Consider the following 15,875-nt stretch of genomic DNA (forward strand, 5'->3'; position numbering starts at 1 on the left):
GAAACCTAATTTAAACATACACATTCACAGGATGGCTTTAAACAGTGCAGTCGTTGGCAGCCGGGAAAAAGAGAAGGGAACGCATCCGTTAGTATTTATTCAACTATATTATGCTGATATGATCTATTCCACCAACTGACGGAGCAGGATGACAAAAGCCTTAAAGATTAGGTTTAGTACACCTCCAAGGTGTACTAAACCTAAAGAACTAACTGTTAATTTTGTACCGCATCCCTGTTGAGGTATTCCTCGTACAGCTGTGTATGGCGGCTTACCATCGGAATCTTGTATCCGCGAATAAATACCTGTTCGATTGTCGTCATCGGTTCGAATGGATCGCCGTCAGAAATGAATAGGTTCGCCTGCTTCCCGGCTTCCAAGCTACCAAGTTTGTCAGACACCCCGAATATCTCCGCAGGATTTATTGTGAGTGCCTTTACGGCCTCCTCTACACCCATACCATAGGCAGCGGCATAGCCCGCGTGATAAGGGGCATTTCGAACATTCTCCGACTCTCCTGTAGCAATCGCAACTTTTACACCGGCTTCGTGCAACTTACCGGGATTCTGATAAGGTCGCTGATAGTTGTCGTAATCTCTTTCAGGTGTGTAAAGCGTAGAGACCAGACAGGGAAGTCCTGATTCAGCGATCTCTTCTGCAACTCTCCACCCTTCTTCAACACCGGCCAGTATGAATCGTGCATCACCTCTATCTTTCGTCCATTCAATAGCATCCAGAATTTCCTGCTTCTTGTCGACAGTTATAATAATAGGAATCTCTCCGGTGACGACTTCACGCATGGCATCCATTTTTTCATCTTTATCAGGCTGCTTTTTGCCACTTGGATTTTCTTCGTAGGCCGTCATCATTCGGTTATAGAACTCCGCTTTCTTCCAAAACTCATTGAGTTCTTTCATGCCTTTCTCATAGGCCTCTTTTATTTCTTCGTCACTGCGATCATCCCACCAGCCTCGCTGCTGCGAGCTAGGTAATGTAAGATGCAAGGCGGCATTGGGAAGAACGGCCATCGAATCCGGGGAATACCCGTAAAGATCTATTAATGTTCCTTTTCCGGCTATTCTGCCTGAAACAGGCACTGAGATCACATGAGTCACACCATTCACTCGGGTAACCGGTATGCTGACACTGCTTGGATTAATTGCTGTAAATGCCCTCACATGAGGATTATAATCACCCAGTTCAGCCTGGTCATTAGTTACCGCTACGGCGCCCACTTCCTGAAGACCCAGGATAGTACCTGAATCCATGAAGCCGGGGTAAACATGCTTCCCTTCAGCATTGATCTGTTGGTAATCGGCGGTGATTTTTGCATTCTCACCTACGAATTCAATTTTTTCACCATTGACAAGTACTACTCCATTCTCAATAGTTCCGTTTGTAACCGTATGGACGGTTGCATTGGTTATGGCAAATTTCCCAAAACCCGGTTTCTCCGTAATCTGTGCCTGCACCATGTCTGTTATCAAGAAACAGAGCAGGCAGCTAATGAATATGCTTGTTAAACGCTTCATTGTATGTAAATATCTAAAATTTGTCATTATTCAGTGCCCCCGTTTAAACTCATTCCGTTTGAGTCGAATAAAATCTCGGCGCCTCGCAGACAGGAGTCTGCATCCTTACCGGATTCATACCATCGAGTGTACGTCTCTTCAAAATTCTCTTCGGGATTAACTTCAAGCCGCATATCGTCGGCATCTTCTTCGCGGTCAAAATATTTCTTTCCATCCACAAAGGTTTTTTCACAGATACTGTAAATGCTCAATGGATGTCCGCTCCAAATGGCGATATCACCATGCTTGCCTTCCTCAATGGTACCCACCTTGTCATCAATACCCAGCTGTATAGCAGGATTCAAGGTGATCATTTTCAAGGCATCCTGTTCTGATGTGCCTCCGTAATGCACGGCTTTAGCAGCTTCGTGATTAAGGTGTCGAATCAGTTCGCCGCTATCTGAATTGATGCTGTTATTTACGCCATTTGCGTTCAGGATCGATGCGTTATATGCGGTGGAATAGTAAACTTCAAATTTATAAGCCCACCAGTCAGCAAAAATAGAGGTTCGTGCTCCATTTTTTCGCAACTCGGGTGCAATCTTGAAGGCCTCATTAGCATGCTGAAAGGTAAAGTTTTCAACTCCGTAATCATTAAACACCCTCATCAGCATCAAGATCTCATCGGCTCTGTAAGAGTGACAGTGCACCCAAACTTCACCGTCAATGATATCCGAGAGTACCTCCAATCTGAGATTTTTTGCAACCGGTACTGGAGGAGTGCCCCGCTGGTTTTTGTCATAGGCTGCCTTTGCTTCCAGGTAGGCCTCCCGATTACGTTTATAATCGATGGCTGCATCAAAATGATCACGTACCACCTGCTCAACACCCATCCGGGTTCTAGGCTGTACATCATAGCCCTGACCGTGTACGCGCGTCGGGTTCTCACCCAAGGCAAACTTGATGGTTCTGGGCGCACCTTCGAAACGCATGGCATCCATACCAGCTCCGTACCGTAATTTCAGGGTTTCATTCTGTCCCCCGATAACATTAGCGGAACCGTGCATCAGGTGAATGGAAGTTACTCCCCCTGCCAGTGCCCAGTAGATGTTGATATCATTGGGATCTACCGACTCCTCCATCGTAACCTCAGCGGTTACCGGATTCGTGGCTTCATTGATGTCAACCCCGGCGATATGAGAATGAGCATCGATGATACCCGGCATTACAAACTTGCCGGTGGCATCGATCGTCTGAACACCCCGTGGCGCCCTAAGATCTTGTCCTATTTCCGTTATCACACCGTCGCGAATCAGCACGTCCGTATTTTCCATATCGCCATTCGCTATCGTAATAACGGTACCGTTCTTAACCAAAACGGAACCTTTTTCCTGGGCATAGGTAGCTGAAGCCAGACCCAGGGTTAATAGCATTAAAAGTAATTTCTTCATATCTGTTCTTCTTTGTTTTTTCTTAGAAAAGCAATCCATTAAAATTCGGTTAACATGCCTGATGATACTGAGTAAAGAACTTTCGTCTTCTCTTCAGTGTAAGGCTTAGTAAATACGCTAAAGCTGGCAATTCTACCGTTCTCAAGTTCTCCGACACGATTACCGATGCCAAGTATTTCAGCAGTGTTTTGAGACATGATGCGTAGAAGCTGGTTCTGATCAAGTCCTCCTTCTTCCAGAAGTGTTTTTACATGCCCTGAAAGATCACCGAGTTTCATACCGTTGGATGCATAGCCAACCGTCACACCGGCATCCATAAGGCTTTTAATATTCATGATGCTGGCTTCATAGCTTCTAAGTTGGCGATCTCTAAAAATCCGCATTTCTTCTGTGAGTTCTTCGAGTTCTTCACCAGCCTGCGTAGTATCTTCCTCAGCTTCTCTTTCCTTCTTTTTCCATTCAGGCTCATCGGGAAGATCAATACTGGCGAGAACCGGAATATCTCGATCACTTATCTCGTCAGCCATCTTGTAAGCTTCCTTCCCGGAAACAATGACGGCATCGAAGCCTATTTCGTCTTTAAGACGCAATAACAGCTCAATGTTTTCTTTTGAATCAACAGTAAAATAAAGGGGTTGGCTCATGTCAAGTACCGGATACAAAGCTTCTAGCACAGCATCTTTTGCAGGTGCCGGGTAGTTAGACCCTGCAGATGCAAAATATTGCTGCTGATTCATCAGGGCTTCAGCATCGTACCAGAGCTGACGATACTGAGCTAATACGCCCATAGTGGTAGATGGATACGCTCCACTACCGAAACCTCCTGGAGCATCCTCAAAGCTTGCTGATATGCCCGCGGATGATTTCATCAAATGATCACCTGTTTTTTCACCATTGATAAAGAAAATATCAACCTGTCCGGGTAACATTTGTCCTTTTAAACCGAGACCGGCAGTGGTGAAGCCATGCTTTTGTGCCTCTTCAAAATTTTTGTCATCACTCTTTAATAATTCTGACGGCTTACGCTGTGGCTGAATACCAGCACGCTCATAACCGGGATCTCCGGGGCGATCGGGACGTTCATAGCGATCAGGTAGATCAGGACTTCCCCAGAGGGCCAAGCCGTCAATAAAACCGGGGTAAACATGAAGACTGTCTCCTCCGTCAATAACGTAGGCGTCAAATGGAATGGTAACATTACTGCCTGCCGATTCAATAATACCGTTTCGCCAGACTACGGTACCGTCGTTGATCGTCTCTCCGTCTGCTGTATGAATAATAACATTATCAAAAGCCTGAGCCGGAGATGTCTGGGCCGAAGCAGGCAACGTCGATACAACAAACAGAAGTAGCAGCATGCATGATGAAAGATTGCGAACTAACTTCATAGATTAATTAATTGATAGGTTAACGTTTAGAAGACTTAATAAGAGCAATTTGTTATTCATTCTAAAGAACGTAAAAGCTAAAATATGTAAACAGTAAAGGAATATGGAGGCCACAGATTTACATAAAATGTGGGATTATTTTTTAATCTGTGTATATCAGCTGAAACCGTTTTATTTTTGTTCTATTAAACCTGGATAACCCCGGTTTTGAACTCTTCAATGTCGGGATTATGATCGGCATTTTCGATGGCAAGTGATATTCGCTCTCTTGTTTCAATCGGATTGATGATAGCATCCACCCACATGCGAGCTGCGGCATAACGAACATCCGTCTGGTGATCATACCGATCCCTGATCTCTTTCAGTATTTCCTGTTTTTCTTCTTCCGTAATTTCCTTGCCTTTCTTTTCCAGCGATGAAACCCTGATCTGTGTAAGCACTTTTGCAGCCTGGGTTCCACCCATAACGGCAATTTGAGCAGAAGGCCAGGCATACATAAAACGGGGATCATAGGCTCTGCCACACATAGCATAGTTACCAGCTCCATAACTGTTACCGACCACGATGGTTATTTTGGGCACCGTACTGTTAGCCACTGCATTTACCATCTTGGCACCATCCTTAATAATGCCACCGTGTTCACTTCGTTTACCAATCATAAATCCGGTTACATCCTGGAAAAAGATGATGGGTATTTTTTTCTGATTGCAATTCATTACAAAACGGGCTGCTTTATCGGCGCTGTCGGAATAGATCACACCACCAATCTGCATCTCCCCTTTTTTGGTCTTCGTAATCTTTCGCTGGTTGGCAACGATACCTACACTCCAACCGTCGATACGTGCATAACCGGTAATGAGTGTCTGACCATAGCCATCCTTGAACTCGGTAAAACTGTCTTCATCAATGATACACTCCAGAATATCATGCATGTCATAGGCTTTGGTACGATCGTCCGGGAGAATATCGAGTAATTCTACCGGATCCCTACCAGGGTCTTTGGCTTCAATGCGGTTGAAACCCGCTGTATCAAAGGGTCCGAGTTTTCCTACCAAATCGCGAATAGTTTCCAGGCAGGTTTCGTCATCTTCCATTTTATAATCCGTAACACCACTGATTTCGGTATGGGTAGTGGCTCCTCCCAAGGTCTCGTTGTCCACATCCTCACCAATGGCTGCTTTAACAAGATAACTTCCTGCGAGGAATACGCTGCCTGTTCCATCCACAATCAAAGCTTCATCACTCATTATCGGGAGATAGGCTCCACCAGCTACGCAACTACCCATAATCGCAGCAATCTGTGGTATGCCCTTAGCACTGATGACGGCGTTATTCCGAAAGATACGTCCGAAGTGTTCTTTATCAGGAAAAATCTCATCCTGCATTGGTAGATAAACACCTGCGGAATCAACCAAGTATAAAATAGGGAGGTGATTCTCAATGGCAATCTCCTGCGCTCTCAAATTCTTTTTTGCCGTAATGGGAAACCAGGCTCCGGCTTTCACGGTTGCATCGTTTGCTACAATCACACAGCTTCTTCCCGTAACCTTACCTATTCCTATTACCACGCCGCCTGATGGGCACCCACCCTCTTCTTCATACATCTCATAGCCGGCCCAGAGTCCGAGCTCATAAAAACGGCTCTCTTCATCTATCAGCTTATCTATTCGCTCACGTGCCGTCAACTTCCCCTTTTTATGATGCTTCTCAATTCTCTTCTCTCCTCCGCCCTTTTTTATTTCAGCTTCTGTTTCATTTATTTCTTTTATGATTTCTTTTAGAGGAGTGACTTCAAAATTTCCATTGCCTTGGGAGTTCATAAAACCGTAAAATTAAATGGTAATAGATTTCTATGTTAAAGCGTTGCAAAATAAAGAATTTTGGGAATCGTAAAAGTGTTTATCCTTTAAATTCGAATCCCAATGCAATTTGGGCTATTATACCTTACTGCGAATATCAAAAATTGAGACTGACACTGTGAATATTCTAAAAAAAATATCAGCCACACTTACACTTGTTCTTTTGTTTACTTCCTTGGGATCCACCCTCTCTTTTGCACAGGGACGGGTATCCTATCAGGAACTTGCTGCAAGAAATCAGCAGCAGAATCTCTATTTTGATTTCTTCACCCTACCCAGCGAGGATGAGGGAAACGTCCAATTTGTTACGACTTTTAGGATTGATTACAATTTTCTGCCTTTTAAAAAATCTGACCAAAGTAGTACTAATCGTCAATTCTACAGTCCACTCGCACTGAGTATGGAGGTCTTTAAAGCCCTCGAAAAAAAGAAACCGGATGATCGCATAAAAGTTGAAGGATTGGAATCAGTATCTCGTACTGCATGGCGTGATACCGCTTTTGCAGAATCCTATGAACAGACCCAGTCGAATAAATCCTTCATTAGCGGATTTATGAAGGTAGAGCTTAATCCCGGTCTATATAATTACATGCTTCAGCTGACCCCCGGAGAGGATACCCGTGAACGTACTTCCAGGGTACGTCAAATAGAGATCAACCCGTACAACAATCAAAAAAAGGGTGATGTACTGCTTATTGAATCGGTTTCAACCGAAAATGGTAAAGAACAATTAACATTGATGAACTTTGCCCAAAATGTGTATTACGGTAAGGATTTTTATGCATTGATTCACCTTCCGGACTCTGAAAATGATTCAAATTTTAGCTTGACCATTAATAAGCTTGAAATTAACCGGGAAGATACCACACGATTGCAGGACGTTTACACCAAAAACATTTCTAAGGAAGAATTGCGGAATAGTGTTAAACCTGTAATCCAGGAAGAGGGAAATGAGATATCTCTTTCACTGAATAAGCAAATGAATGCACATAACTATGCTTTAGTGAAGGTACCTAACAGCACCTTTCCTAATTCTATCTACAGCATCACAGTTAAGAGAGAGGGACAAGCTCGACCTGTCGCTCAGAGGGTGTTCAGATCCCTTTGGATAGAGATGCCAACCAGCCTTCTAAATCTGGAAGTGGCCATTGACATGTTACGGTTTATCGTGAGTAAAGATGAAATAAAACGGATTAAGTCCGGTTCCCAGGCAGTGAGGGAGCAAAAATTCCGGGAATTCTGGGAAAGCAAGGATCCCACCCCGAATACCGAGTACAATGAACTTATGGCAGAATACTACCGGAGAATCGATTATGCCTACGAACATTTTACTACCATAAATAATATCGGCTATGAGAGCGACCAGGGTGAAATTTATATCAAATACGGTCCGCCCAAAAACATCGAACGAAAGTTTCCTACAGGAGAGCCTGCAGTAGAAATTTGGACTTATGAAAATCGTCAGTTTGTATTCAGGGCTACGAGTGGGTTCGGCGACTTTCGCCTGGTAAGTAGATAAGGCAGAATACTGAATACTGAGTACAGGAGTCAGAATTCAGGATAATCGATTTCAGGCGATATGGAATTGATACTCTATAGCTTTACCTTTATGAATTGTTGAATCATTCATTATAAGTTTTTTCACGGATGCCCATAAGAGTCGCAATCAGTATCGGAGATATTAATGGCATTGGACCTGAAGTAGCTCTAAAATCACTGGTTGGAAGAGATTTGAATCATACGGTTCCGGTTTTGCTCGGTAACCGGCAGGTCATTGAGTATTACTCTAATTTTATTGAGCCAAAACTTAATTTTCGCTTCATTAGCAGTGAGAAGGAAATTGAAAGCGGTTTTATCAATGTACTGGACTGCTATGAAGGCGAAAATGTGCATTTGCATCCCGGAGAGCTTACCGAGCAAGGAGGTAAACTTGCCATGATGGCTATAAAGTCCGGCATCGACCTATGCCTTTCGGAACATACAGATGCCCTCGTTACAGCTCCTATATCTAAAGAAGCTATTAATAAAGCCGGATATGATATTCCCGGGCATACCGAATTTCTGGCAGATAATACCGGCACTTCCGATTATATGATGATGCTGGTAAATGAAAATTTGCGAGTTGGCCTGGTAAGTATACATGTCCCTCTCTCGAAAGTTACCGGGTTGATTTCACAATCTTCGGTATACACCAACATCAAAATAATGCATCGAAGCCTGGTAAATGATTTTAACATAAATGAACCAGATATTGCAGTCTTAGCTTTAAATCCACATGCCGGAGACGGCGGAATTATCGGCAGAGAAGAGATTGAAATAATTGAACCTGCTATAAAAAAAGCACATTCGGAAGGTATCAGCACGTCCGGCCCTCACCCGGCAGACGGCTTTTTTGGCAACAAAAAGTATAAAGATTGTGATGGGATTTTGGCCATGTATCATGATCAGGGATTGATTCCTTTCAAGACACTTTCGTTTGGAGCGGGCGTTAACTTCACAGCGGGCTTGCCTATTATAAGAACTTCTCCTGATCACGGTACTGCATTTGATATTGCCGGGAAAAATATTGCAGATCCATCCTCTTTTAATGCTGCCTTGGATCTGGCGCTTACACTTGCCAAGAATCGCAAGCAGAGAAATAGACGGAATTAATATGGAAGCAGTCAATCAACCGGAATACAGCACCCTTGCGGAAATCTATGACCACATCATGCAAAATGTAGATTACGATGTGTGGGCTGATTTCATTGATGAGATCATACAGGTGCACCATCCCGATCCACAAAGCATTCTGGAACTGGCTTGTGGAACCGGTTCTCTTTCACTTTCCCTGGAAGAACTTATGTGCTACGAAATTGTGGGAACCGATAAGTCACCGGCGATGATCTCAAAAGCCCGTAATAAGAATCAGAAGCAGGCATCCTCTGTCAGATTTCTGGAAATGGATTTTCTGGATATTTCTCTAGACCGTAAATTCGACGCCGTTGTTTCCATTTTTGACAGTATCAATTACCTGCACAAATCACGTTCTATCAAGAAACTATTGAACGAAGTTAAAAAGGTTATTGATAGAAATAGCCTTTTCATCTTTGACTTTACCACGCCGGGCAACTCCATACAGGCCATTGAGTACCTGGACAATGAAGAGGGAACCACGGAGAACAATTATCATTTTTTTCGAAAAAGCAGGTATGATGAGGAGCTTCAAATTCATTATAATGACTTCAAAATTGAAAAACTGGCAGATGACAATGAAACGGTAACGGAAAGGCATTTTGAGCAACACAAACAACGCATCTACACGCTACAGCAGATGCTGGATATTATTGAAGCAACCGACTTTGAGATTGTTGCCAAATACGATGCTTTCGACCTTATCGAAGCCGATGATGACAGTTTACGAATAACTATGGTTTTACGATGTCCGACAATTCAGTAATAGCTTTCAACAATGTTACAGTCAGTTACAATCACCGGGTTGTACTTGACCGTATAGATTTCAGTCTTGGAAACGGTGAGTTTGTCTACCTGATTGGCCAAACCGGAGCCGGCAAAAGTTCTTTTCTGCGACTTATTTACCGAGACCTGCTACCTGATTCCGGCTCTGTTCAGGTTGCCGGTATGGATGTCAGTAATCTTCCTGATAAAAAAGTTCCCCTTTTACGACGCAGGCTTGGCATCGTATTCCAGGACTTTCAGTTGCTACCCGACAGGACCGTCTACGAAAATGTGGCCTTTGCTCTACAGGTTACGGGTGAAAAGAAAAGCTATATCAAGCAGCGAGCTTTAGAGGTTTTGGGAATGGTTGGGTTAAGTCATAAAAGAAAAAGCATGCCTGATGATCTTTCAGGCGGTGAACAGCAACGAGTAGTTATTGCGCGTGCCCTTGCCAATGAACCCCGTATCATGCTGGCCGATGAACCAACCGGAAACCTTGACCCCGGTGCTTCAGCCGAAATAATGGATCTGCTGAAGCAGATAAACAACCGCGGTATGGCTGTCCTGATGGTGACTCATGATTACGATACAGTAAAACAGTATCCCTACAAAACACTTAAGCTGGATAATGGCACCATTAAGGAAGTTAAGGCACAAAACCTTTAGGTAAATAGAACCTTGGTTGTTTAAATACCTGCTTTTACATTAAAAGCTTTACTTACCTATCTTTCTTTGTCAATTCGCAAAAATCCTGAAATCGTTGGTCCAAAAATGAATCTCGCCAAACGTACTCAAAGAGTTCGGGAAGAAGCCTTACGGCTCGGCTTCGACGGCTGCGGTTTTTCAAAGGCAAAGCGTTTGGAAAAAGAGGAGCGCCGTCTGGAAGAGTGGCTAAACCAAGGGCGTCACGGTACCATGAGCTGGATGGAAAACTATTTCGATAAGCGTGTTGATCCAACCAAGCTGGTCCCCGGTTCCAAATCGGTTGTTTCGGTAATCGGTAGCTACTACCACCCGGATCACCAGCGACAGCAGCAGGAATCCGACAAACCCAAAATTGCCAAATACGCCCAGGGACGTGATTACCACAGAGTCTACAAAAGCAAGCTGAAGAAGCTGTTTAACTTTACCAAAGAGCTGGTCGGCGACATTAACGGGCGCATATTTGTCGATTCTGCTCCCGTGTTGGATAAGGCATGGGCCGCACGCTCCGGACTTGGATGGATAGGAAAAAACTCAAACCTACTGAACAAAGAGATCGGATCTTTCTTTTTTATTGGTGAGATGATTATCGATGCGGAATTCACATATAGCACACAAGTCACCGATCATTGTGGCACCTGCACCCGATGTATCGATGCTTGTCCAACAAACGCCATTTACGAACCCTACCGAGTCGATTCCAATAAATGCATCTCCTATCTGACGATTGAACTCAAAGAACAGATTCCCGAAAAGTATCGTGATGATCTTGGACAGTGGATGTACGGCTGCGATATTTGTCAGGATGTATGCCCCTGGAATAGCGATGCTACTTACACCCGAATGGATGACCTGGTGCCCCGACAAAAGATCTTGAATCACAATATCGATTTCTGGAAAGAGCTCGACAATGCCCAGTACGATGCCCTATTCGAAGGCAGCGCCATCCGCCGGGCGAAGTTTGAGAAATTTAAGGATAATGTGGCTGCGGTAGCGGGAAATAGTCTTGAGTCATGAGTCTTGAGATATTCCTTTCTCTATTTCTAGCTTCAGGCTATTAGGCTCTCATTAATCGGATATTACTGCTTCCGAAATTCTAGTTGAGCTCAAAACCAACTGATAAGAATGAATCTCATGACTCAAGACTCAGGACTCAAGACTTGAAACCCTAAAACTTATCCCTTTTGTCTTTAAGACTCTTATAAAGCAGCTCCCGGGCGCGGAAGATATGGGCTTTTACGGTACCAAGGGGTAAATCGAGTACATCAGCAATTTCCTGGTAGCTTTTTTCCTCCATGTGACGCATTTCAATGACCTTGCGGTATTTTGGAGGAAGCTCGTCGATGGCATTCTGAACAATATTCTGACGCTGCTTGCGGATGATATTGCGATCGGTACCGGCTGACTCATCTTCCAGCTGCATCTGCATCTCCCCGTCCCGTGTTTTAACCGGTTCATCAATGGAGAGCGTTTTCAGCTTCTTCTTACGCAGGTAATCAATGGTGTGATTGGTGGCTATGCGGTACAGCCAGGTGGAGAAAGCATAGTTGGTACTGTAGGTATTCAGATTATCAAATGCTTTAACAAAGGCCTCCTGTACCAGATCATTGACCTGCTCTTTATCCTTAATCATCTTGAGGATATGGAAATAGAGCGCGCGCTGGTATTTATCAACCAATTCGCTGAAGGCTTGCTCATCCCCTCCCATGGCGCGTTTAACCAGCACATCATCTTCCCTGCTGCTTTCCGATGCATTCTCCCTAGGTGAATCGGAAGCCGCTGTATTTGAATCATTCGAACCGGACATACAAATGTATCAGTCAGTCGTTTCAGAATTTATTTCAGGCTTCAAACTTAGTGAAAGTGAAGCTTTATTCCCATTCCTAAAGTCTTCTCTTTTCATTGTATCAGTAGAAACAAAAGTTGAAGTAAAAATATCAAATATCTCGTCAAGAGATAATTCGTGGTATAGTAAATAGATTAATGCTGATAGAATCAGGTTAAAAGATTCTCATTAAGAAGACTGTAACTATTCATAAATGTACCTCTCTTGTTCTATTAGTTATAGCACCGTATTCATTTAAGGAAACCCTCGAATGGTTATTGTAGTATATATTCGCTGAACTTGAGTGGTAATAACACAATGATTCAAAATTGTAATTAATCGTCAAAATATCACGCTCATGAAGTTTTCTCTCTCTACTCTCACACTTTTGATTGCACTAATATTTTCAACGGTCTCCCATCTCAATGCACAAAATAGCACAATGGATGACGTGCATCTATTTCAGTCCTATTTTAGAGATGCCCCTATTGCCAACGGCTTATATGGGGAAGCGGTTTTCAATTATTCGGACTTTGACTTCAATCAGCGCATGACCTTGGGCGGTCAAGGCGGTTACGGTCTTACCGATAATATCGAGATTGCTGCCGGAATCTATTATAAAAGCATAGACTTCGGCGAACCCGGAACAGAAGCTTCCTTGGCAGATATCCCTGTCTACGGACGCTATAACTTTTTGAGTGATGAGACAAAATTTTCAGCAGGTGCCTACGCCACCTTGCCAGTCGGTGACGAAATTATTGCAGAAGGAGATCTTGATTTTGGAGTATTCGCAGCTGTGAGACATCCTGCCAGTGAACAGATTGTATTGACAGGAACCCTGGGTATCGATTTCCTTGAAACCGGCATAGACCGGGAAGCCTCCCTAAATCTTGGCACAGGAGTCATTTATTCCGCTAGCGACAGGGCTAGTATTGTCAGCGAACTGACTATTCAATCCGACATTGATTATTCCGCTTTCAGCAGCGGACTAGATTACAGGTTTGGTGACAACCTGCGTTTCAGGGCAGGTCTGCAACTTGGTGTTGATGATGCAGCTCCCGATTACGGAATTACCGGTGGTTTACTGCTAACCCTATAATTAGTTTTCCGTTCACTCGGTCAGGCTTGTTCCTCGGCAAATAAATTTTGCTGTTTATTATTCAAGTAAATGAATATTATCCGAAACCTGTTAATTGCTACCTTACTAGTTAGAAAACCAAATACCGGGTCAAGGGAACATCTTTCCCATTTTATCATACTAATGACAATGGGAGAACATACGTTGACAGGTCATCATTAGAAGTTAACTGATTATTTATTCGAACAGCTTAATTCTAAACATTTAAAATCAATTAGATAACCATGAAAAAAATATTATTATCAGCTGTACTCGTATTAGGATTGCTAGCATTAGGGAACAACACGGCTAACGCCCAGTCAGGAGATTTTAAACTTGGAGGCGGATTACTATATGGAACAGAAGTTGAAAGCGTAGGCCTACAGGTTAATGGGGTTTATAGATTCACCGAAGAGTGGGCCGGTGAAGCTGATCTGGGTATATATTTTCCCGGAGATGATACCGGTCTGGACAGCTTTTGGGAAATCAATGCCAATGCGCAGTATCTGTTCTTGCTGGAAGATGAATTTCACCTCTACGGTTTGGCTGGATTAAATGTAAGTACTGCTAAAAATATAGTCAGTGATACAAATTCAGAGCTCGGAATCAATTTAGGTGGCGGTGGAGAATATCACCTGGAGAACCTTTCGATTTTCACAGAGTTAAAATATATCATTGGTGATTTTGACCAGCTCGTTATTGGAGCCGGTGTCCGTTTTCCGCTCAACTAGATAAATATTTACCATTTCAGAGGGGATATTCTCAACAGGAGGATATCCCCTTTTTAATTTTTACTCAAAATAGCACCATGTCGGATCCCTCCTGTTGAGACAACCAGTTCTGGAAAATTATATAACGTCATAAACTCATCCAGTATTAATAATCCTGCCAGTATTATTTCCGCTCTTCCCTTCATGACCACCGGATATGTTTCTTCCAGTGACCTGACCGTATTTTTTGAAATCTTATCTACCCAGTATGAAATATTTTCGGTTGACAACGTGTAGTCATTAATTTGTTCTGAATCATATTGAGAAAGGCCGGAATCCATAAAGGCAAGAGATGTTACCGTACCTGCTACCCCGACCAACGCCGGCTGCACATCCTCTTTTTGGAATTTAAAAGGTCTGTTATGCAGTATTTTCCGAATCTCTTCTCTACAGTTTCTAATCTGAGATTCTTCAGGGGGATCACTACCAATAAATCGTTCGGTAAAACGTACCGATCCCATATCAAACGAATGGCTTTCCCTAACCACACCTTTCATACCGTGAGCAATTTCAGTACTTCCCCCTCCTATATCAATGACTACTGCTTCATCAATCTTGGGAAGCATACTCAGGGCACCCGCAAAAGTGTATTCAGCTTCTTCAATACCGCTCAGTAACCTAATTTCAAATCCTGTTTCCTCACGTACCTTATCAATAAAATAACTTCTGTTTGCGGCATCTCTTACGGCACTGGTAGCCGTTACCACCGGGGATTGAATTTGCGGATAATCGGAGCTGATAATCTCATTGTATTCCTGTAATGCATCCAGTACCCTCTTCATCGAGGCATCGGAAAGGTTACCGGAAGCATCCACGCCATTCCCTAAACGCGGAATGCGCTGCTCTTCCCTGACCGGAGTGAGAATTTCTCCATTCTTTTTTGCCACCAGCAAAAGTACAGTATTCGTTCCAATATCAATGGCAGCATGCAAATCAGAAGGCATTATACAATACGGTTTTCAACAGAGTATGCTATCCACTCATTTTCTTGACGTATCTCTTTCACTTTGAGTTCAAGGTCTTCCAGCTTTTGAGTGACGGAGGGTTCATCCTTTTCAAGTAAACCTGACAACAGCATTCTCCCTTCTTCTTTAAGCAGTCTTTTTAGCTTTGGGAGCATATCCAGAATAGTATTCCGTTCGATATTGGCTAAAATTACATCGTACTGAGAACCACTTGGGATGGTTTCCAGCGAACCTTTCCGTACGGCAACCTTTTTCTCAACCCCATTCAAAAGAATATTTTCCCTGGTATTGGTAATACTCCATTCATCAATATCGAAAGCAAAAGCTTTATCAGCACCCAACTTTATAGCTGCAATTGCAAGAATTCCGGTTCCCGTACCTGCGTCCAGCACAATATCATCACCCTCGATAACGGAGGGCAGCAGCTTTAACATCAGTCTTGTTGTTTCATGGTACCCGGTTCCGAAGGCCATTTTTGGGTCAATCTCCAGAAGGATGCTATCGTTGTCAGGCTCTCCTCTCTGCCAAGTAGGTTTCACATAAAATTTTCCGATATTCTGTGCTACGATGGTTTTTTCCCACTCTTCATTCCAATTCCGGTCCGCTACCACCTCCTCTGTTTCAATAAATCCGTCACCCGGATAAGCTCTTAATATCCCTTCAATTCGTTCACGATGAACATCACTGAATCGTTCTTTGGGTACGTAGGTAATAATCCGGCCATCCTGCTGTTCAAAGGCATCAAATTCCATCTCCAGCAGCTCGGATATTAACGTCTCCTGGTACTCATCTTGTATTGATATTACAAGCTTAATGTATTTCATATTGGATGTTGAAGGTTAGGTGCTG

The 15,875-nt window shown here is 43.4% G+C and carries 14 protein-coding genes; 7 read left to right on the top strand and 7 right to left on the bottom strand.

The window, feature by feature from the left end; genetic code table 11:
• Positions 1–215: 215 nt before the first annotated feature.
• The 4 genes from G3570_RS07605 to G3570_RS07620 all read right to left on the bottom strand — a co-directional run bounded on the left by G3570_RS07605 (position 216) and on the right by G3570_RS07620 (position 6,170).
• The gene (locus G3570_RS07605; RefSeq protein ID WP_165140875.1) at positions 216–1,532 is read right to left on the bottom strand and encodes an amidohydrolase family protein; all 1,317 of its coding nucleotides are present in this window, start codon (positions 1,530–1,532) and stop codon (positions 216–218) included.
• 26 nt (positions 1,533–1,558) lie between these two features.
• Positions 1,559–2,962, bottom strand: coding sequence for an amidohydrolase family protein (locus G3570_RS07610; RefSeq protein WP_165140877.1), 1,404 nt, complete (start codon positions 2,960–2,962; stop codon positions 1,559–1,561).
• 38 nt (positions 2,963–3,000) lie between these two features.
• Positions 3,001–4,350 carry an amidohydrolase family protein gene (locus G3570_RS07615; protein ID WP_165140879.1) on the bottom strand — a complete coding sequence of 450 codons (1,350 nt, stop codon included), beginning with the start codon at positions 4,348–4,350 and terminating at the stop codon, positions 3,001–3,003.
• 185 nt (positions 4,351–4,535) lie between these two features.
• Positions 4,536–6,170, bottom strand: coding sequence for an acyl-CoA carboxylase subunit beta (locus tag G3570_RS07620; protein WP_165140881.1), 1,635 nt, complete (start codon positions 6,168–6,170; stop codon positions 4,536–4,538).
• Between the two features lie 157 nt (positions 6,171–6,327).
• Between G3570_RS07620 and G3570_RS16540 the strand changes: the two genes are divergently transcribed.
• The 5 genes from G3570_RS16540 (at position 6,328) to queG (ending at position 11,366) form a co-directional block, all read left to right on the top strand.
• Positions 6,328–7,728, top strand: coding sequence for a GWxTD domain-containing protein (locus tag G3570_RS16540; RefSeq protein ID WP_165140883.1), 1,401 nt, complete (start codon positions 6,328–6,330; stop codon positions 7,726–7,728).
• 128 nt (positions 7,729–7,856) lie between these two features.
• Positions 7,857–8,861, top strand: coding sequence for a 4-hydroxythreonine-4-phosphate dehydrogenase PdxA (gene pdxA / locus G3570_RS07630; protein WP_165140885.1), 1,005 nt, complete (start codon positions 7,857–7,859; stop codon positions 8,859–8,861).
• A 1-nt stretch (position 8,862) separates the two neighbouring features.
• Positions 8,863–9,648: a class I SAM-dependent DNA methyltransferase gene (locus G3570_RS07635; RefSeq protein WP_165140887.1), complete on the top strand. Its 786-nt coding sequence runs from the start codon at positions 8,863–8,865 to the stop codon at positions 9,646–9,648.
• Positions 9,630–10,313, top strand: a complete 684-nt coding sequence (gene ftsE, locus G3570_RS07640) for a cell division ATP-binding protein FtsE (RefSeq protein ID WP_165140889.1) — start codon at positions 9,630–9,632, stop codon at positions 10,311–10,313. The genes G3570_RS07635 and ftsE overlap by 19 nt, the downstream gene beginning before the upstream one ends.
• Before the next feature lie 66 nt (positions 10,314–10,379).
• On the top strand, positions 10,380–11,366 hold the full coding sequence (gene queG / locus G3570_RS07645; RefSeq protein ID WP_249066788.1) for a tRNA epoxyqueuosine(34) reductase QueG: 987 nt from the start codon (positions 10,380–10,382) through the stop codon (positions 11,364–11,366).
• Between the two features lie 151 nt (positions 11,367–11,517).
• On the opposite strand, the gene G3570_RS07650 is transcribed toward queG, so the two are convergent.
• Positions 11,518–12,156, bottom strand: a complete 639-nt coding sequence (locus tag G3570_RS07650; RefSeq protein ID WP_165140891.1) for an RNA polymerase sigma factor — start codon at positions 12,154–12,156, stop codon at positions 11,518–11,520.
• Positions 12,157–12,616: 460 nt separating this feature from the next.
• Here G3570_RS07650 and G3570_RS07655 point away from each other — a divergent pair, with 460 nt between their 5' ends.
• Both G3570_RS07655 and G3570_RS07660 read left to right on the top strand, forming a co-directional pair.
• The gene (locus tag G3570_RS07655) at positions 12,617–13,273 is read left to right on the top strand and encodes a hypothetical protein (RefSeq protein WP_165140893.1); all 657 of its coding nucleotides are present in this window, start codon (positions 12,617–12,619) and stop codon (positions 13,271–13,273) included.
• Positions 13,274–13,536: 263 nt separating this feature from the next.
• The gene (locus G3570_RS07660) at positions 13,537–14,022 is read left to right on the top strand and encodes an outer membrane beta-barrel protein (RefSeq protein WP_165140895.1); all 486 of its coding nucleotides are present in this window, start codon (positions 13,537–13,539) and stop codon (positions 14,020–14,022) included.
• A 53-nt stretch (positions 14,023–14,075) separates the two neighbouring features.
• On the opposite strand, the gene G3570_RS07665 is transcribed toward G3570_RS07660, so the two are convergent.
• Together G3570_RS07665 and prmA are read right to left on the bottom strand one after the other, a co-directional pair.
• Positions 14,076–15,005 carry a Ppx/GppA phosphatase family protein gene (locus tag G3570_RS07665; protein ID WP_249066790.1) on the bottom strand — a complete coding sequence of 310 codons (930 nt, stop codon included), beginning with the start codon at positions 15,003–15,005 and terminating at the stop codon, positions 14,076–14,078.
• Positions 15,005–15,850 (bottom strand): 50S ribosomal protein L11 methyltransferase, encoded by an 846-nt coding sequence (gene prmA, locus G3570_RS07670; RefSeq protein WP_165140897.1) that lies wholly within the window; start codon positions 15,848–15,850, stop codon positions 15,005–15,007. Before prmA ends, G3570_RS07665 begins: the two co-directional genes overlap by 1 nt.
• Positions 15,851–15,875 lie beyond the last annotated feature (25 nt).

Source organism: Halalkalibaculum roseum (assembly GCF_011059145.1).
Taxonomy (GTDB): domain Bacteria; phylum Bacteroidota; class Rhodothermia; order Balneolales; family Balneolaceae; genus Halalkalibaculum; species Halalkalibaculum roseum.

Coding starts and splice junctions, on each gene's coding strand:
- G3570_RS07605 (WP_165140875.1), bottom strand. CDS start 1,532: ATGAAGCGTTTAACAAGCATATTCATTAGCTGCCTGCTCTGTTTCTTG.
- G3570_RS07610 (WP_165140877.1), bottom strand. CDS start 2,962: ATGAAGAAATTACTTTTAATGCTATTAACCCTGGGTCTGGCTTCAGCT.
- G3570_RS07615 (WP_165140879.1), bottom strand. CDS start 4,350: ATGAAGTTAGTTCGCAATCTTTCATCATGCATGCTGCTACTTCTGTTT.
- G3570_RS07620 (WP_165140881.1), bottom strand. CDS start 6,170: ATGAACTCCCAAGGCAATGGAAATTTTGAAGTCACTCCTCTAAAAGAA.
- pdxA (WP_165140885.1), top strand. CDS start 7,857: ATGCCCATAAGAGTCGCAATCAGTATCGGAGATATTAATGGCATTGGA.
- G3570_RS07635 (WP_165140887.1), top strand. CDS start 8,863: ATGGAAGCAGTCAATCAACCGGAATACAGCACCCTTGCGGAAATCTAT.
- ftsE (WP_165140889.1), top strand. CDS start 9,630: ATGTCCGACAATTCAGTAATAGCTTTCAACAATGTTACAGTCAGTTAC.
- G3570_RS07650 (WP_165140891.1), bottom strand. CDS start 12,156: ATGTCCGGTTCGAATGATTCAAATACAGCGGCTTCCGATTCACCTAGG.
- G3570_RS07655 (WP_165140893.1), top strand. CDS start 12,617: ATGGATGACGTGCATCTATTTCAGTCCTATTTTAGAGATGCCCCTATT.
- G3570_RS07660 (WP_165140895.1), top strand. CDS start 13,537: ATGAAAAAAATATTATTATCAGCTGTACTCGTATTAGGATTGCTAGCA.
- G3570_RS07665 (WP_249066790.1), bottom strand. CDS start 15,005: ATGCCTTCTGATTTGCATGCTGCCATTGATATTGGAACGAATACTGTA.
- prmA (WP_165140897.1), bottom strand. CDS start 15,850: ATGAAATACATTAAGCTTGTAATATCAATACAAGATGAGTACCAGGAG.